The 18,013-nt window shown below is 62.7% G+C and carries 12 protein-coding genes; 6 read left to right on the top strand and 6 right to left on the bottom strand.

What is annotated here, in order from left to right; all coding sequences use genetic code 11:
• Positions 1 to 18: 18 nt before the first annotated feature.
• Entirely contained in the window at positions 19 to 3,207 is a 3,189-nt protein-coding gene (locus H6866_06810) for a hypothetical protein (GenBank protein USO07139.1), read from the bottom strand.
• A gap of 344 nt (positions 3,208 to 3,551) precedes the next feature.
• On the opposite strand from H6866_06810, the gene H6866_06805 reads away from it, so the two are divergent.
• On the top strand, positions 3,552 to 4,139 hold the full coding sequence (locus H6866_06805) for a hypothetical protein (GenBank protein ID USO07138.1): 588 nt from the start codon (positions 3,552 to 3,554) through the stop codon (positions 4,137 to 4,139).
• Positions 4,140 to 4,225: 86 nt separating this feature from the next.
• On the opposite strand, the gene H6866_06800 is transcribed toward H6866_06805, so the two are convergent.
• Together H6866_06800 and H6866_06795 are read right to left on the bottom strand one after the other, a co-directional pair.
• Complete coding sequence (locus tag H6866_06800; protein ID USO07137.1) at positions 4,226 to 5,062, bottom strand: hypothetical protein; 837 nt, start codon at positions 5,060 to 5,062, stop codon at positions 4,226 to 4,228.
• 88 nt (positions 5,063 to 5,150) lie between these two features.
• Positions 5,151 to 5,612, bottom strand: coding sequence for a DUF4402 domain-containing protein (locus tag H6866_06795; GenBank protein USO07136.1), 462 nt, complete (start codon positions 5,610 to 5,612; stop codon positions 5,151 to 5,153).
• 247 nt (positions 5,613 to 5,859) lie between these two features.
• Between H6866_06795 and H6866_06790 the strand changes: the two genes are divergently transcribed.
• Positions 5,860 to 6,930 (top strand): hypothetical protein, encoded by a 1,071-nt coding sequence (locus tag H6866_06790; protein USO07135.1) that lies wholly within the window; start codon positions 5,860 to 5,862, stop codon positions 6,928 to 6,930.
• A 95-nt stretch (positions 6,931 to 7,025) separates the two neighbouring features.
• On the opposite strand, the gene rocD is transcribed toward H6866_06790, so the two are convergent.
• On the bottom strand, positions 7,026 to 8,255 hold the full coding sequence (gene rocD / locus H6866_06785; GenBank protein ID USO07134.1) for an ornithine--oxo-acid transaminase: 1,230 nt from the start codon (positions 8,253 to 8,255) through the stop codon (positions 7,026 to 7,028).
• Positions 8,256 to 8,324: 69 nt separating this feature from the next.
• Here rocD and H6866_06780 point away from each other — a divergent pair, with 69 nt between their 5' ends.
• Positions 8,325 to 8,972, top strand: coding sequence for a rhomboid family intramembrane serine protease (locus tag H6866_06780; protein USO07133.1), 648 nt, complete (start codon positions 8,325 to 8,327; stop codon positions 8,970 to 8,972).
• On the opposite strand, the gene H6866_06775 is transcribed toward H6866_06780, so the two are convergent.
• Together H6866_06775 and H6866_06770 are read right to left on the bottom strand one after the other, a co-directional pair.
• A complete protein-coding gene (locus H6866_06775; protein USO07132.1) occupies positions 8,960 to 10,792 on the bottom strand; it encodes a tetratricopeptide repeat protein in 1,833 nt (610 codons plus the stop codon). The two genes, H6866_06780 and H6866_06775, sit on opposite strands and share 13 nt — an antisense overlap.
• Positions 10,792 to 12,357 (bottom strand): electron transfer flavoprotein-ubiquinone oxidoreductase, encoded by a 1,566-nt coding sequence (locus H6866_06770; GenBank protein ID USO08619.1) that lies wholly within the window; start codon positions 12,355 to 12,357, stop codon positions 10,792 to 10,794. Before H6866_06770 ends, H6866_06775 begins: the two co-directional genes overlap by 1 nt.
• A gap of 142 nt (positions 12,358 to 12,499) precedes the next feature.
• Here H6866_06770 and H6866_06765 point away from each other — a divergent pair, with 142 nt between their 5' ends.
• The 3 genes from H6866_06765 to alaS all read left to right on the top strand — a co-directional run bounded on the left by H6866_06765 (position 12,500) and on the right by alaS (position 18,011).
• A complete protein-coding gene (locus H6866_06765) occupies positions 12,500 to 13,417 on the top strand; it encodes a uracil-DNA glycosylase (protein ID USO08618.1) in 918 nt (305 codons plus the stop codon).
• Between the two features lie 72 nt (positions 13,418 to 13,489).
• A complete protein-coding gene (locus H6866_06760) occupies positions 13,490 to 15,259 on the top strand; it encodes a lytic transglycosylase domain-containing protein (protein ID USO07131.1) in 1,770 nt (589 codons plus the stop codon).
• Between the two features lie 91 nt (positions 15,260 to 15,350).
• Entirely contained in the window at positions 15,351 to 18,011 is a 2,661-nt protein-coding gene (gene alaS / locus H6866_06755) for an alanine--tRNA ligase (protein USO07130.1), read from the top strand.
• Positions 18,012 to 18,013 lie beyond the last annotated feature (2 nt).

Genomic DNA, 18,013 nt, shown 5'->3' with positions numbered 1-18,013 from the left:
CCCGGACAGGCGGGGTTTTTATTTCGCGGGTGCGGCATCGGCAACGTGCAGGCCGCCGGGCAATACCTCGACCGTGCAGGGCAGGTCGGCAGCGGAAAGGATACGGCAGCGCCGGTTCGCGTCGTCCAGCGTCAGGCGCGCGGAAGAAACGCGCAGCGTGTGTTCGCCGGTTTTCACCGCGGCATAACTGTCGGTAGGTTCGACCAACGGCTCAAGACCGTCCATCGCTTTCCCGGCGAGTTTGCGGATCTTGTACCACATCACGCCCATCAGCACGCGCGAGTTGTAGACACCGAGGTTGAGAACCACGGTCTTGTCATCAAGGCGCCGCGGGTCAAGGCCGGGGTCGTCGCCCTCGACCGATTTCAGGCCGGCCAAGACCTGCACCGGCACGTCCGCACCGGGAGCCATGTAAATGTCGTGGCCAAGAAGTTGCGTGCCGTCATAACCGATTTTTACGGGGCCCGGGTCCGGCCGTTGCCAGCCATCGGTCGTCGAACGGCCATCCACCATCAGCGCGTAATCGCCCGGCGGCACCGGCGCAAACAGATAATACCCGTCCGATTCCGTGCGTGTGCCGATCACCTTTTTGCCTGCGGCGTCGTACAGGCCCAGAGACAGGCCGCCCAAGGGTGTCAGTTTCTGTTTTTTGCCCTTGCCGGTGCGGCCATAGACGCGGCCTTCGACCTCGCCACCCATATGAACGGCATATTCAAGCTGGGTCACATGACCTTCGCGCGGCAGGATGGACACGCCGCGCGCGGCGGGCAGCCAGTACGGGTCGGCCAACGATTCCGGGATCAATTCGACATCGGTCGCACGGAAATTCTGAAGGCGGGTGAAAAAGGCGTGTCCGGTCTTGTCGGTTTCGACCGCGCCGCCGTTCTGGACCATCTGGATGGTCGCCTCGGGAATGGGGTCGTCGCCTTCGTCGTATTTGCCATCGCCGTTTTTATCCAGATAGACCAGCACCGCGACGCTGCCATTGGTGCCTGTCTGATCGTCGCCGACGATGATTTTTTTCGTCTGCGGATCGCGGCTGATGCCGAAACTGGTGTTCAGGTAGACGCCCATGTCGCCGCGCGAATTATACGACAGGCTGGGCGAAACGATGCCATGGCCGGTGCGCCAGTTGGCTTGTACCGTCGCGGTGTTCAGGCGGTCGATGCCGCTGTGCATCAGGTCAAGCCGGGCGTCGATGTCTTCCGTAATGTCGCGCTGGAATTCCATTTCGATATGGTCGAGCGCCGGGTCGGGACGGATGTTGTAATCGGTGTCGAACCGGATGCGGGTGCGCCCCAAGGAGCCGCGCACCGAGGTCAGGCTTTCCAGCGCATCGGTCGTATCGCTGCCATTGCGATCGTAATGAAGGTTCTGATTGAAGGCCATGCGGCCCCACGACCATGACAGGCCGAGATCCGTGTCCGTCACCCCGTAGCCGCCATAAAATTTGTGATCAAGGTCGAAATTATAATTCGTCCCGCGTCCGATCTGCAGCGGTGCCGGACCATGCGCTGAAAAATGGTTCTCGATGCGCGGCTGCAGCGCACCGTCCGGCGCGACATCAAATTCGGGCGTCGAGAACGTGATTTCGTCGCGCAACTGATGCCGCCCGATATCGGCGCTGGCCGTCAGCGCGGCCGAGGATTCGCCATTCGTCTGCGCCGCCGCGTCGGCGTTGAACAGAATCGGCCCCGCCACCGTGGACGTGCCCGCATGCGCGGTGGTAACACGCCGGCGGTTATCGTCGGTGCCGATCACGCCGGATTCAAGGCCCAGCTCAACCGCGCTGTCGGCACCCAGCGCATGTTCGTAAAGCGCGGTCAGGCGCGGCTGGCCCATGTTGTCCGGCATCGCCCCCTTGCGGTAAAGCTGGGTTCCGTCGGCGGTCAGCGCCACATCGTAAACGCTGCCCGCGTCCGTCAGGCGCGCGGGGTCGACGGGAAGAGATACGTTTTCCTCGCGCCGCTGGCCCTGCGGCCCGTAAAAAACCAGACGGAAATCGTTGCGCGAGCGAAATAGACCGACATCGGTAAAGGCGTATTGCCCGTCCGCACCGATGGTCTGATGGTCCAGAAGCTGCGCGCCGCGATAAAGTTCGACATCCCAACCCGGTGTGGCGGATCCCGTAATGCCGGCAGCAGGGTTGAGATATACTCTGCCCGGGTCGATATTGGTGATGCGCACCCCGCTTCCCGCGTGCAGGCTGGTCTGCAACGCAAGCTGCGGCGGCGTCAGATCGCCGAGTTGATAGCTGCGGGCATGAAGGGGGCCAAGCAGGTCGGCGCGCGGCGAATCCTTGCGGTAATTGGCGCGCAATCCGGTCAATCCCTGATGTTCGTCGATCTGGCTGTGTGTCACCAGCACCCCGCCCGCGACATCACCGTGCGTCGCCACCGACATGCCGCCACTGGTGCCTGTATCGCCGGTCGCGCCGTCGCGTGTGTATCCGGCGTTCATCGTAACATCAACAAAGGGCACATCCGGCGCGTTGGACGGTGCGTCTTCGTGCATCGGCAGTTGCGGGCGCGCATTCGCGCGCACGCTCAATGGCGCACCGGCGCGATTCCTTCGTGCCTCGACCGGCAGCGGATCGGGCGAGGCGACGTTCAGCGTCAGGGTCTGGATTTCGGGTGCCAGAGTCAGCCCGAACCACCGCGCCAGTTCGTCGGCGGGGACGTAGATATCGCCATCGCGCGCGACGACGGCATCGGAGGGCGCATATTCGCCCGACGCCGTCCTGACCGTGTGCGTGGCGAGGTTGAGGTCGAAACGATTGCCCTCGCGGATATACCATCCATCCGCCGTCCCCTTGCCCGCGTTGATCGCGATCGGCAATTCCAGCGCCGCCGCGAAATCGCCCAGCGCGATGAGCAGGCGGCCCTGTTCGACCGTGGCCGAAACGATGCCTTCCACCGGCAGATCGCGGGGCAGCACGATGTTGAAAAACAGCGTCTCCCCTTCGGGCAGCACGACCGTTTCGCGTTTATCCGGCTTCAGGCCGAGTTGTGCATCCACCTGATCGAATTTTCCGCCCACGCTTGCGACAAAGCGTCGCGCAATTTCCAGCAGGGCCGCCTGCCGGGCGGGAGGCATCGGCATCGGCGGTTCCGCCACCACGGTTTCCGTCGTCGTATTTTTCGGGGTCGTATTTTTCGGGGTGGCCGCCCGCGCCGCGCAGGGCGGAATCAGTAAAAGGCCCGTCACCGCGGCCCATAGAAACAAATGTAACAGTGGGTTTTTCTTACGCCCAAGCATGCACGCGCATGGTTGCAAAGGGCGTGCCACAAACAATTGAAAACAGGTTATGTTTAACATTGCATTATGTATATGAACTTATTGAAAAGCTTTCATTTTTTCATATTCATTAATTGCGTGTGGCTTTTGTTAACCTTGTATTATCGATTCTTAACTTATGCTATTTTTTAGAAGATGATTCGGCTGAAAGGGGCGAAGAACTCGTAGCGGACCGGATCATTCTTAGTTTTGGGAATCGGAAAAATAACCTCTGGCGCATACGCATGTGCCCTTAAACGCAGGAGAATCCTCACATGAAGTTTCATTCTTTCAAGCAATATGCCCTGACGGGCGCTTTGATTGTCGGCCTTGGCCTTGCGCCGATGGCCGTCGTACGCGCGGCGGACAACGTCAACGTTAGCGCCACCGTCACGATTCTGGGCGCACTGACCGCCACCAAAGTGGCCGACATGGCTTTCGGCACTTGGTATTATGCCGCCGGCTCAACCGCCTCGACCCTGGTCAAGGATACGGCCGGCACCGTCACGGCGACCCCTGGTACCAGCGCCACGCTGACCAGCGTTGCCGCCAACTCGACCCCAGCGCAGGTAACCGTGCAAATTGGGGGTGGCTCTGCCTCGGAAAACAACACGACCGTACACATGTCGGTCGGGGCACTTGGCGCCTTTACGGACAACACGCATATCGCGCTGAGCAGCACCACCTATAAATACGGGGCCGCATCCGAAGCCAGCGTCACGCCCGGCGGCGCCGCCGTCAACGTCGTGATTTCCGATGGTACGGCCGCCGAACCTGTCTATCTGGGCGCGACCATCACGCTTACGGGTACGGCCGCCACCGGCGCCGATACCGCCAGCTTTAACGTCGCCTTCGCGTACTAAACCATCAAGTCAATTCGGGATTTCACCAGTCCCGCAAAAAAGGCGCCCGAACGGCGCCTTTTTTCGTTTACGGTCCTTTGCCGCCATCATTTCCCCACGGGGATCCATTTTTCGGCATAGATCGTCTTTTCATCATTGGCATCCGCATAGACGATATGCAGTTTTCCGCCGCTGAGCGCCTTGACCTTCAGCGGAAGGGTAAAATCGCGCTCACGTATCTCGCGGAAGATATTGGCATTGTTCAGGCCGCCGATATATCGGCGTGAGCCATCGGGTGATTCATAGGTTACGCCAAGCGTACCCTGAATGCCGTAAGGCCCTTCCTCGCGCGTGACCGGCACGGTCAATTCTATCGCGTGCGTGTCGGGGTTGATGCGCGTGGCGACGTCGCCGATCACCGCCTTGGCACGGCCATCGCCGACGCGATAGACGACAGGCACGCTGAACCCGACCAAAATTCTGACCGAAACCTTGTTATCCTTGATTTCGTTACCGTCGTCATCGGCGGCGGAATCGGGCAAGGATGTCTGTTGCAGCAGGAAATGCGCGCGGTAATCGCCGGAGGGCGGCACGGCCCCGTCAAGGCGCAGGGCCATACGGATTTTCTGTGCCGCGTGGGGCGCCAACGTCACCCGGCGCGGGGAAAAGACCAGATGTGCAGCCAGATCGAAATCCCCGTCAGGGGATGTTTCGACATTGTCGTAATTGCCCGTCTTTTCCTGCATACGCATGTGACGCCAAGCCATTTCGTAGGTTTCCACAGAATCGCCGGTATTGATGACCGTGACATCGGCATAACGCTGGTGCCCGGAAATCATCACCGTCATGGGCGACACGGCAATACCCGCGCGGGCCGGAACCACCGAGAAGGCGGTAAAAATCAAGAACAGGGCAAAAAGAAAGCGCAGGGTTTTCATGCTCATCGTCATATCCTCGTATGCTTCGTCCTTCCTAACCGGGAACAGTGCCGGACAAAAGCCGAAACCGGCGATTTTCCGTACCCTTTTCACATCAAAAATCGAAATAAAGCTGGATTGTGCCGGAATAGGCGCCCGACGCGTACCCGTTACCGTTTCCGGATGTATGCGCGACCGCGCCCAGATGCACGCTCATCGCGCCGCTGCCGTCTGTCGATCCGGGGGCGGTCACATCGAAATTATCCATCGTCATCTGTTCGCCAGCGCCTGCCGTCATCGCCTGGGTCTGGGTCGCGGTCACCGCATTGATCACCGTATTCGCCGGTAGGCCGGTGACGTTGTAGATGCCGGGGTGCGGCGCGCGGATTTGGGTCAGGCTGCCGGAATGGCTGTAGGACCCGTCGGCCGCCACGGTAATGGTGTAATCGCCGTTATTGTTCAGGATGAACCACTGTCCGAAATCCAGCGCCTGAACCACATTTGCGGTGGCGGCAACGGCCGCGGGCGCGGCGCACAGGGCCAAAAGGGCCATAAGTATCAGGGCAATCCGTTGCATGAATGTCCAGCTTTACCGCGCGGGAGGGCGCGCGGCAACCTGCAGAATCCCCGGTTTCCATACCTTATTGACGGGATTCCGCCAAAGCACGTACCATTGTAATGGGGGCGAATCAGCGTAAGTCCGCATATTCATTCAAAATTTCTTATCTGGTTCTCCTTGGGCTCATCTTCCGGACAGGGTTTTTCACCTGATGTCCTTCCTTTCAATGATTCGTCCGCCCTGGCGCGGACGGATTGTTACGATATTGAAAATCAAGTCCGGCGGCCCTGCGGCCATCGGATTCGTTTTCATGTTCGCCGCCCTTGCCGCCTGCGGCCCCACGTCCTCCTCTGCCGAACGCAACCCCAATGTCAGCGAGAATGTCAGCGAGGGCGCGGCCATCGCCGCGATCAGCGTGCCCCCCGGCATGGATGACCGCCCCCTTCAACCCGGCCAAAGCGGCACCGAATACATGCCCAATGGTTTGCCCGCCCTTGCCCCCGCGCGCGGGATCAACGCCGATACGATGTTCGCGCAGAAGCTTTCAAACGACGAGGCGCGTTTTAAACGGCTGGAAAATGCGGTCGCGGATATGCGCCGCGAATTCGACGCGATCAAGCCCGCCATCATCCGCCTGAGCGCGGTGGAAAGCGACATGGAGGAACTGGTCGCGCAGCTTCAGACGCTGGTGCCGAACGGCGGCGGCGCCTCCGCTGTCAAAGGCCGCTCGCGCGCCAATATCGACGATGCGATGTCGATCCCCGATATCGGTCCGATGCCGGACGCCCAAGCCGCCGACCTTACGCAAGAGCAAGTGAAACCGCCCACGAAGGCCCACAAGCCCACACCCGCAGCATCTGCCGCGCCACCTCCTGTCGCCCCGGCACCCCTCGTCCCGACGCCTGTCGCAGAATCCACGCCGCCGAAAGATGAAAAACCGGCCCCCGAAAAACCCGCGCCCGCGCCCGCATCCCCTGCCCAGTCCGGCGCGCAAAACGTATCGGCGCTGCGCGTGGGCGAACACACGGATTCCAAAGTCACGCGCACGCGCATCGTTCTCGATGTCGGGGCGAAGACGCCCTACAGCTACAACCTCGATAACAGCGAACATCTTTTGATGATCGAGCTGCCACAGGCAGGTTGGTCCACCGCACTCAAGGGCGGGGCCAAAAATTCATCCCTGCTGGCCGGATGGAGCGCCACTGCCGAAGGGTCGGGCGGCACCATCCTTGCCGTGCAGCTAAAATCAAACGCGCGGGTGGCCGGCGTCGACGCCATACCCGCCGGGAACGGCAAGCCGTTCCGCATCGTCTTCGACCTGGAGGTGTCCCCCTGAGCCCGGGAGACTCCAGGCCGTTTGTCGTGTGACCGCGGCGCCACCGGGAAGTTTCGGCTTCCGGCGTCGCGGCACACGATCTTTTTTAGTTTTGGTTACGCCATTTCAGCCAGGGTCGCGGCAAGCGTGTCGGCGGCCCAGTCCAGCTGTTCGCGCTCGATGATCAGCGGCGGCGCGAAACGCACCACCGTGCCGTGCGTGTCCTTGGAAAGCAGGCCCTTTTCCAGCAGCCGGTCACAGACTTGACGCGCCGTGGCGCGCGCGGGGTCGATCTCCATGCCGATCAACAGGCCGCGTCCGCGCACGTCGCGCACCAGCGGCGATTTGATCGCCCGCAGGCGGCCGAGCATATGTTCGCCCAGTTCCGCCGCGCGCTCGGACAGGCGGTCGTCACGCAAGATTTTGATCGCCTCGATCCCGATCGCGGCGGCAATGGGGTTGCCGCCGAAGGTCGAACCGTGGCTGCCGGCATCAAGCACGTCCATCACGTCGCGCCGCGCAAGAAACGCGGAAACCGGATAAATGCCGCCGCCCAATGCCTTGCCAAGCATCAGGCCGTCGGGTTTGTCGATTTCGTGCTGGAAGCAGAAATCGCGTCCGGTGCGGCCCATGCCGGTCTGGATCTCGTCGAGGAAGAAAAGCACATCGTGTTTGCGGCACAAATCCTGCGCCGCCTTCAAAAAGCCGGGCGGCGGCATCAATATCCCGCCCTCGCCCTGAATGGGCTCGGTCAGAAAGGCGCAGGTGTCGGGCGTGATCGCGGCTTCCAGCGCGGCCAGATCGCCAAACGGGATGATATCGAACCCCGGCGTCAGCGGGCCGAAGCCGCGTTTGTAGTCGGCGTCGGAGGAAAAACTGATGATGGTCGTGGTGCGGCCGTGGAAATTCCCGGCGGAAACGATGACGCGCTGGCGTCCGTCGGCGATGCCCTTGACCTGGTGGCCCCAGCGGCGCGCGACCTTGACCGCGGTTTCCACCGCCTCGGCCCCAGAATTCATCGGTTGCAGCACGTCCATGCCGGTGAATTCGCAAAGCGTCTGCGCGAATTCGCCCAGACGGTCGGTGTGGAACGCGCGCGCGGGTATGTCGAGCCGGTCGAGCTGGTCCATCAGCGCCTGTTTGATGCGCGCGTTCAAATGCCCGAAGCTGACCGCGGAATAAGCGGAAAGGAAATCGAGGTATTTGCGCCCTTCGGTATCCCAAAGCCACACCCCGTCGCCGCGATTGAGGACGATCGAAAGCGGCTTGTAAATCTGGGCCAGATACTGGCGTTCACGCGCGATATAAGCGTCGGTTTTATTCCCGGCAGGAATGTGGTCCGTCATGGAATTGCCCTCCTTCGCTGATATGTTCATTATACCACAAAACAACCCGAACCCGGATTGCACCGCAGCATGAGCGTCACGCCTTTCAAACGCCCGTCCAACCAGAACCAACCGCCGCTTTTGAACCTGCCGCCGCTGACGGCATGGACCTTGACGCTTCTGGTCGCGATCGAAATCGCGCTTAAATTCGGGCCTGCCGACGTCGTGCTGCCCCTCGCTTACCGTTTCACGTTCATCGCGGCGCGATTTACCGTGCCCGGCCTGTGGCAGGACAGCGCGGTTCTGACGCCCGTCACCTATCTGTTCATCCATGGCGGCTGGCTGCATGTGGCGATGAACGGGTTGATGCTGATGGCTTTCGGCGCTGCGTGCGAACGGATGCTGGGCGCAAAGCGCACGGCGATCCTGTTTCTGGCCAGCGGTATCGTGGCGGCAGCGGCGGAATTCGCCATCGCGCCGCATTCCACCCAGCCGATGGTGGGCGCGTCGGGCGCGCTGTCGGGCCTGTTCGCCTATGTCATTTTGCGCTTGCAGGCGGACGGACGGATGCAAGCCGGTCGTTACGGGATCTGGGGCGTCGCAGCGCTGTGGATCGGCCTGTCGCTGGCGATGTCGGCGATGGGGAATTTCATCGGCGTGGGCGACGTCGCATGGGCCGCGCATGCGGGTGGATTCATCGCGGGCGTGCTGCTTGCGCGGCTGCGTTACTTCGCCTGAGGATTCTTCGTATCCGCGGCCTGCGCCACGAATGCGGCGGGCCCGTTTGAAAGCTTGAGCGAAATTTCGCCGATTAGTTTCGCGTCCTTGACCGAATCCGCGTAATCCAGCGCGCGTTGCCATTGATAGCGCGCCTCAAGCGAACGTCCGGTGCGCGCATAGACGTCGCCCAGATGGTCGTTAAGCACCGGATCGTAGGGCTTGAGCGAAACGGCGCGTTCCAGCAGCGTCGTCGCCTGAGTCAGGTCGCCCTGACGGTAGAACACCCAGCCGAGCGAGTCGGTGATATACGGGTCCTGCGGCGCGCGGGCCATCGCGCGCATCAGCATCTGCCGCGCCTGCGCCAGGTGAAGGTTCTTGTCGGCCCAGCTGTAGCCCAGAAAATTAAGCACTTGCGGGTTTTCCGGACGGTATTCAAGCGCGGTCTTGAGATCCGCTTCCGCCTTCGGCCATTCGCCCAGTTCGTCCTCGGCCATCGCGCGCACGAAATAAACCGACCAGAGATCGTCATCGACGCGGCCGCCGGACATCTGCACCGCGCGGTCGTAACTAGCCACCGCCTTGCTGTAATCGCCCGCATCGCGGTAAATCTCGCCCAACGCGTAGGCGATGCGCGGTTCCGGGCTTTTTTCGAGCAGGGATTCGAGCTGGGATTCGGCCTGATCGGTCTTGCCGCCTGCGGCGCGCAACTGGGCCAGCCGGATCTGGGCGTCAACATAATCGGGATCGCCGGGCTGGACGCCTTCATAGATCGCGGCGGCATCGGCTTCTCGTTTCTGTTCCTCGAAAATCGTGCCGACCAGCAGGGCAAGACCCGGCACGTCGCCGCGGATCATGCGGCCAAGCTGGGCGAAGATCAGCGCGGAATCGGCGGCATGGTCGGCCAGCATCGTCTGGGCCAGATCCATGAAGGCCAAGCCCACGCCCGCGGTCACGCCCTTGAGGTGGTAGGAATACTGCGCGGGCATATCCGGCGTGCGCCCCTGATCGAGGGCGTCGAGCCAGGCCTTCGCCTGCTTGTCCATGGGATTGAGGCGCAATGCCTCGTTCAGCGCGGCGCGCGCCTGTTCGGTGCGGTGCTGGCGAATGTTGTAAGCCGCGATCATCAGCGTACCCGACGGGGTCAGCGGCACGCGCGCCAGCGCGTCGAACACGCGGTTGGCGACATCGGTCTGCCCCGCCCATTCGGCGGCAAGACCGCGATGCAGCGCCTGCAGCAGCGCCAGACCGTCGACTCCGGAATCGAGCGGAAGGCCGCGACCCGCCTTGATCCAGCTGATCAAAACCGGCTGGACGAAGGCGACCAGCGCGGGCGAACGCAGCGTCCCCAGAAGTTTTTGCGCGCCCACCAGATCGCCGCCGCGCACCGCGCGCGCCAGCAGCACGACCGTAGCCAGATCGTGCCCGTCGCCGGCCACCGTGGCCCCGGCACCGCCCTGCGCCTGATCGGGGTCGATATTGTCAAGTTGCGCCGCGTATTGCGCGGCACGGTCGAACTGCCCCGCGCTGAGCGCGAGCAGCATCATGCGCAGCATCGTCGTCGGGTCGTTCGCGTTCGGGTCGGAAAGCTTGTCGAGATACGTGTTGGCCGTGGCCCAGTCGTGCTGGTCCTGCGCGAAATTGGCGGCCAGAACATCGCCGGTCACGGTTTCATTGGGCGTCCAGTTCGCCGCGGCCTGCGCCTGTGGGCGGGTGGCGGCGCCATCGGCGCCCGTATCTTCCCCACCACCATGCGGCCGGGGTGACCGGGCGATCGCGTAGGCGAGAAAACCAAGCGCGATCAGGATGATCAAAGTGGGAAGGCGTCGTTGCGTATTCATTACATGGCCCCGTAATTCGGCCCGTCGCCGCCCTGCGGCACGGTCCAGTCGATGTTTTGCGACGGATCCTTAATGTCGCAGGTCTTGCAGTGTACACAATTCTGCGCGTTGATCTGAAAGCGTTTTTTGCCGTCTTCCTCGACAATCTCGTAAACGCCGGCCGGACAGTAACGCTGTGCCGGTTCGGCGTATAGCGGCAGGTTGACGTCGACGGGTATCGTCGGATTGCGCAAGCGCAGGTGGCAGGGCTGGTCCTCGGCATGATTGGTGTTGGACAAGAACACGGATGAAAGCCGGTCGAAGGTGACGACGCCATCCGGTTTGGGATAGGCGATTTGCGGGTAATCGGCGGCCTTGCCGGTACAGGCGTAATCGTCGTGGTTTTTCAGGGTATAGGGCAAAAGCCAGCCGCCCAGCGTCTGGAACGCCGCGTTGATCAGGCCCATGACCAGCCCGCGATTGAAGCCGGGGCGGATGTTGCGCACGCGGTAAAGTTCACGGTACAGCCAGCTTTCGCGGAACAGGGACGTGTAATCCTTCGCGCCCGCGATCGCCTCGGCCGCCAGCATCCCCGACTTGATCGCGGCGTGGTTGCCCTTGATCTTGGCGACGTTCAGGAAACCGGCCGTGTCGCCGACCAGAAGCCCGCCGGGGAAGGTCAATTTCGGCAGGGATTGCAGCCCGCCTTCGGAAAGCGCGCGCGCGCCATAGGCGATGCGCTTGCCCCCTTCGAGCAGCGGGCGCACGGCGGGATGAAGTTTAAAACGCTGCATTTCCTCGAACGGCGAAAGATACGGATTTTTGTAATCAAGACCGGTGACGAAGCCGATCAGCACCTGGTTGTTTTCTGCGTGATAGACGAAGGAACCGCCATAAGTGTCTGATTTCAGCGGCCAGCCCAGTGTGTGGACGCACAGGCCGGGGCGGTGTTTTTCGGGCAAAACCTCCCACACCTCCTTGACGCCGAGGGCATAGGTCTGCGGCTGCGTCCCTTTGCGCAGGTCGAATTTGTACATCACCTGCTTGGCCAGGGAACCGCGACAACCTTCCGCCAGCACAGTGGTTTTTGCGTGCAGTTCCATCCCCGGCTGAAATTGCGCCGTGTGTTCGCCGCGCTTGTCGACGCCCATGTCGCCGGTCGCGACGCCGATGCAGACATTGTCGCGGTAAAGCATTTCGGCAGCAGCGAAGCCGGGATAGATTTCGACACCCAGCTCCTCGGCCTGACGGGCAAGCCAGCGGCCAAGTTCGCCAAGCGAGATGATATAATTGCCGCGATTGTGCATCTGCGGCGGGGTGGGCAGGCGAAAGGCGCGCGTGCGGGTCAGGAACAGGAAACGGTCGTCGCCGCAAGGCTGGCGCAAGGGCGCGCCGCGTTCCTTCCAATCGGGGATAAGCTCGTCAAGGCCGCGCGGCTCGAACACCGCGCCGGAAAGCAAATGCGCGCCAACCTCGGACCCCTTTTCCAGCACGCAGACGCTTAACCCCGCATCAAGCTGTTTCAAGCGGATCGCACAGGCAAGCCCCGCAGGTCCGGCGCCGACGATCACGACGTCATAGGCCATTACGGAGCGGTCGGGACGAATGGGGGCAGGATCGGAATCGGTCATAAGGAGGAACCGGGCATCTTTCGGTGGCAGGTTTCGGTGGCAGGCGTTTTTCGTGTCTGCTACGACTATGACATCCGGCACCGACAATGCAAAGGCCATGGGACATCCTTTCACACACGCGCTGCAATGGCATCTCGACAACGGCGTCGAAGTGGCCGTCGACGATGCCCCGGTCAACCGGACCGCGAAAAAGGCGTCGCCCCAGCCCATGACCATGTCCGGTGCCATGTCCGGTGCCACGCCCGGTGCCACGCCCGGCGCCGCCGGGCCTGTCCCCGCATCCACTACCGTATCCGCCATCGAATCCTCCGGGGCATACGCGACGGCACGACGTCCGGCCGCAAGCGGCAGCCATGCGCAGGCGGTGCACGACGCCGCCACGGCGGCGCGCGCGGCAATGACTTTGGAAGATCTGCGCACGGCGATTCGCGATTTCGACGGGCTGGACGTCAAACGCACCGCGACCAACATGGTCTTCGCCGACGGCAACCCCGGCGCACCGGTAATGGTGATCGGCGAGGCGCCGGGAGCGGACGAAGACCGACAGGGCCTGCCTTTTGTCGGGGTTTCGGGCCAGTTGCTGGATCGCATGTTCGCATGCATCGACCTTGCGCGCGGCGCGCAGGACGCCGCCCGGGCGCTTTATATCAGCAACATCCTCAACTGGCGGCCACCGGGCAACCGCACTCCGAGCGAGGCGGAAATCCAGATCGCCCTGCCCTTCATCGAACGGCACATCGCCCTGATCCGCCCGCGATTTCTGGTGCTGGCCGGCGCGGTGGCGGCCAAGGGGCTGATGGCCACGGACCAGTCCATCTCGCGTCTGCGCGGCAAGTTTTACACCTATAAACCCGTGACGCCGGATATCGGCGCGGGGCTGGAACCGTTCAGCCAGAAGCCGCGAATCCTACCCACTTATCACCCGTCTTTCCTGTTGCGTACACCGGTGCAAAAGCGCAAGGCGTGGCAGGATCTGTTGTTGTTATCCCAAGAGCTTGCGGCACTACCGCAATAATATTTCACGGTTACGAAAAATTTTTACCGGGCAGGCTGGACTCTCTCCCCCGGCCCCACTATTCGCCCTAGAATGGGTGTGTTTCCTGAACCGCGTTATCGCAAGCGTATCGGGGGGGCCGTCGTAACGGCCGCCGCAATATGCGCATGCCTGTACGTTTTCGTACCCAAGGCGCGGGCCAGCGGCGACATCATTCCCATACCCGTTTCGCGTCCGGCTCCAGCCGCGCTCGCGTCCGACTCCAATACCGCGCCGTCGGCGAACGCGATGCGGCTTTCGGCGCACGACGTCGCGCTGTACCGCAAGATATTCGCCGCGCAACGACGCGGAGACCGCGGCGCGGTGCGCGCGCTTGAAGCGAAGCTGGAGGATTCCAGCCTGCTTGACTGGGCGCATATGACGCGCGATGCGCACAATGCCGGGTCCAGCATCTGGCTGCCGGAGGGCGTCGCCGATGCGCCGCGCGTCTATCGTTCACCCCTGCCCCGCACGCCGAAGCAACAGGACGCGGCGGATTCGATCGCGCGGGCGGTCGGGCTTTTGCTCAAGACCGACGATCTGGCGCAGGCGGAAGGCATCGCGCGCCGCGCGCTGGCGGCGGGCACGCTGGACCGGATCGAATACGCAAGGCTGATCGGCAATATCGCCGCCGCGCATCTTTACAGCAACCACGCGCAGGCGGCACAACGGCTTGGGCATCTGGCCCTGCAAATCGGCGGGACGCTCGTGCCCGAAGCGGCATGGACCGCGGGGCTTGCCAGCTGGACGCTGGGCGATTACGCGCGGGCGGGACAATATTTCGCCTGGGCGCCGCATTCGGCCTATGCCGACAAGAATTTGCGCGCGGCATCCGCCTATTGGGCGGGGCGCGCGGCCATGCGCACCGGACATTACAAGGCGGTGTCGCGCTGGCTGGCCGAGGCCGCGCGTTATCCGCGCCAGTTTTACGGCCTGATCGCGACCCGCGCCCTGGGTGCGCGGTTCGATTTCAACTGGTCGGTACCGCCTTTGGGCAACCGGCATTTGCAGATACTGGCCCAGAACCCCGGCGCGGTGCGCGCGCTCAAGCTCGCGCAGGCGGGGCAGATGGACATGGCGCGGCTGCAATTGCAACTGCTTGACGAAAAATCCGCGCCGCAATGGCGCGAGGCGCTGGCCGCGCTGGCGGTCGGCGTGCTCGACCCCGCGTCGGTGATGCGGATCGCCAGCTTGTTGCAGCATCCGGCGGGCGGGCGCGTCGATACCGCGTTCTATCCCGTGGCGCCGTGGCAGCCCAAGGACGGATACCGGCTGGAACCCGCGCTGCTGAACGCCTTTATCCGGCAGGAATCGCGATTCCGGGTCGCCGCCACCAATAAAAGCTCGGGCGCGCGCGGGCTGTTGCAGATGATGCCGCGCACCGCGCGCGCAATGGACAAGGTGGCGGCAGACCCCGCCGCGCTGGCCGATCCCGCGACGTCGATGATGATCGGGCAGAAATATATCGAAAGACTGCTCGATCGCACGGACGGCAACCTGTTCGAGGCGGCGATCGCCTATAACGCCGGCCCCGGCAATCTGGCCACGTGGAAGGCGCGGTTCGCAGGCATAGACGACCCGCTTTTATTCATCGAACTGATCCCGTATCAGGAAACGCGCGGCTATGTCGAAAAGGTGATGGCGAATTACTGGATCTATTCCCTGCGGCTGGACGCCGGTGGAAACGGCATCGCGACACTGGACGCCGTGGCGGCCGGGCACCCCGCGCAATACGCCCGCGCCACCAACCGCGACTTGAGCCACGATTCCAACGATATCGTCGTCGGCGCGGTGCAGGATGACGACGTCCCCACCAGCCGGTAAGGCATCCGCGCCGCAGAAATGCCGCTTGCATTTGCCGGCGCCGCTTGGCACTAATAGGGCCTTCCTTTCAGCGTTTTACAGGCGGTTTTCAATGGTTTCGGTCAAGGACATTCGCGCGGAGTTTCTTAATTTCTTCGTCGGCAAGGGGCATACGCATGTCGCCTCCAGCCCGCTGGTGCCACAGAACGACCCGACATTGATGTTCGCCAATTCCGGCATGGTGCAGTTTAAAAACGTGTTCACCGGCGCGGAAAAACGCCCCTATACCCGCGCCACCACCGCGCAGAAAAGCGTGCGCGCGGGCGGCAAGCACAACGATCTGGACAATGTCGGGTATACCGCGCGGCACCATACGTTCTTTGAAATGCTGGGGAATTTTTCGTTCGGCGATTATTTCAAGGACGACGCGATCGCCTTCGCGTGGGAGCTGGTCACCAAGAATTTCGACATGAACAAGGACAAGCTTCTGGTCACCGTACATTCGAGCGACGAGGAAGCCGCCGCGATCTGGAAAAAGGTCGCGGGTTTCCACGATTCCAAAATCATCCGCATCCCGACCAACGACAATTTCTGGATGATGGGCGATACCGGGCCGTGCGGCCCGTGTTCGGAAATCTTTTACGATCAGGGCGACAAGCTGCAAGGCGGCCCTCCTGGCTCGCCCGATCAAGACGGCGACCGGTTCCTCGAATTCTGGAACCTCGTGTTCATGCAGTTCGAGCAGGAGCCGGACGGCAAGGGCGGACATATCCGCAAGCCTTTGCCCAGACCGTCGATCGACACCGGCATGGGGCTGGAGCGCATCGCCGCCCTGCTGCAGGGCAAATATTCCAATTACGACATCGATCTGCTTCGTTCGATCATCGAGCATGTGGCGCAGATCACCGGCGTCAATCCGGACGGGCCGCAGGCGGCCAGCCACCGGGTGATCGCGGACCATCTGCGCTGTTCCGCCTTCCTTCTGGCCGACGGGGTGATGCCGTCGAACGAAGGGCGCGGCTACGTGCTGCGCCGGATCATGCGCCGGGGCATGCGCCATGCGCATATTCTGGGTGCGCAGGAGCCGTTGATGTACAAGCTGGTGCCGACGTTGATCAGCACGATGGGTGAGGCGTACCCGGAACTGATCGCGGCATCGGCCCTGATCACCGAAACACTGAAGCTTGAAGAAACCCGCTTCAAGCGCACGCTGGAGCGCGGGTTGCGCCTGCTCGACGACGAAACGCAAAACCTTGCCAAAGGCGGCACGCTTTCGGGCGAGGTCGCGTTCAAGCTGTACGACACTTACGGGTTTCCGGTGGATCTGACCGCCGACGCGCTCAAACCGCGCGGCATCGCCGTCGATATGGACGAATTCAACGCCTCGATGGAAAAACAAAAAGAGGAAGCACGCAAACACTGGGCCGGATCGGGCGAAGCCGCGAACGACAAGGTCTGGTTCGAGATTCTGGAGCAATGCGGGCCGAGCGAATTCCTTGGCTACGCCCAAAATCAGGCGGAGGGCAAGGCGCTGGCGCTGATCCGCGAGGGCGCGCGCGTGAAAGAAGCCAAGGCCGGCGAAACGGTCTGGATCGTCGCCAATCAAACACCGTTCTATGCCGAATCCGGCGGACAGGTCGGCGACGAAGGCCGGATCGCGGGCGAGGGTTTCGCGGGAGAGGTGTTCGATTGCCAGAAACATCTGGGCAAGATCTGGGCGCACGGAGTGCGCGTGACCAAGGGCACGATTCGCGAGGGCGACGCCATCGACCTTTCCATCGACATCGCGCGGCGCGATTTCATCCGTGGCGCGCACTCGGCGACGCATTTGCTGCACGAGGCCCTGCGCCGCCGGCTGGGCACGCATGTCGCGCAAAAAGGTTCGCTGCAGACGGCGGGGCGCACGCGGTTCGATATTTCGCAACCCGTGCCGATGAGCGCCGAGGATATTTCTGCCGTGGAGACCGAGGTCAACGCCCGCATCCGCGCCAATTCCGATATCGTCACGCGGGTCATGCCGCTGGACGAAGCACGGGAAAGCGGCGCCATGGCCCTGTTCGGCGAAAAATACGATTCCGAAGTGCGGGTCGTGTCGATGGGCGGACGCGAGGACGGCGCGGCCAAGGAATTCTCGGTGGAGCTTTGCGGCGGCACGCACGCCAAGCGCACCGGCGACATCGGCGCGTTCAAGATCGTTTCCGAATCCGCCGTGTCGGCGGGCATCCGCCGGATCGAGGCGGTGACCGGCGATGCCGCCATCGCCTATCTTTCGGGACGGGATTCGATGCTTCAGAAAACCGCGCAGCTTCTCAAGGCCGCGCCGGACGACGTGCCGGGCCGGGTCGAGGCGCTGGTCGAGGAGCGCAAACGGCTGGAAAAAGAGGTCGCGGATCTGCGCCGCAAACTGGCCGCCGGGGGCGGCGGCGCGGCGGCGCCCGAGGTCAAGGAAGTGGGCGGGGTGAAATTCACCGCACGGGTGCTGGCCGATATTCCGGCGGGCGACCTTAAACCCCTGGCCGACGACCTGAAATCCAAACTCGGGTCCGGCGTCATCGCGCTGGTCGCGATCAACGAGGGCAAGGCGTCGCTGGTCGTCGCGGTCACCGACGACCTGACCAAGAAATTCTCGGCCGTGGATCTGGTCAAGGCCGGGGCGGAAGCGCTGGGCGGCAAGGGCGGCGGCGGACGCCCAGACATGGCGCAGGCGGGCGGGCCGGACGGCAGCCGCGCCGAGGACGCGGTGCGCGCGATCGAAAGCAAGCTCGCGGCCTGACA

The sequence above is a fragment of the Rhodospirillales bacterium genome (assembly GCA_023898805.1).
GTDB lineage: Bacteria > Pseudomonadota > Alphaproteobacteria > Micavibrionales > UBA1664 > UBA6145.
Note: the sequence above shows the minus strand (reverse complement) of the source record. Positions and strands in the feature narration are given on the sequence as shown.

Bases quoted from the DNA above. Each gene is read 5' to 3' on its own strand.
- H6866_06805 (USO07138.1), top strand. From the start codon at position 3,552: ATGAAGTTTCATTCTTTCAAGCAATATGCCCTGACGGGCGCTTTGATT.
- H6866_06800 (USO07137.1), bottom strand. From the start codon at position 5,062: ATGAGCATGAAAACCCTGCGCTTTCTTTTTGCCCTGTTCTTGATTTTT.
- H6866_06795 (USO07136.1), bottom strand. From the start codon at position 5,612: ATGCAACGGATTGCCCTGATACTTATGGCCCTTTTGGCCCTGTGCGCC.
- rocD (USO07134.1), bottom strand. From the start codon at position 8,255: ATGACGGACCACATTCCTGCCGGGAATAAAACCGACGCTTATATCGCG.
- H6866_06780 (USO07133.1), top strand. From the start codon at position 8,325: ATGAGCGTCACGCCTTTCAAACGCCCGTCCAACCAGAACCAACCGCCG.
- H6866_06775 (USO07132.1), bottom strand. From the start codon at position 10,792: ATGAATACGCAACGACGCCTTCCCACTTTGATCATCCTGATCGCGCTT.
- H6866_06770 (USO08619.1), bottom strand. From the start codon at position 12,357: ATGGCCTATGACGTCGTGATCGTCGGCGCCGGACCTGCGGGGCTTGCC.
- H6866_06765 (USO08618.1), top strand. From the start codon at position 12,500: ATGGGACATCCTTTCACACACGCGCTGCAATGGCATCTCGACAACGGC.
- H6866_06760 (USO07131.1), top strand. From the start codon at position 13,490: ATGGGTGTGTTTCCTGAACCGCGTTATCGCAAGCGTATCGGGGGGGCC.
- alaS (USO07130.1), top strand. From the start codon at position 15,351: ATGGTTTCGGTCAAGGACATTCGCGCGGAGTTTCTTAATTTCTTCGTC.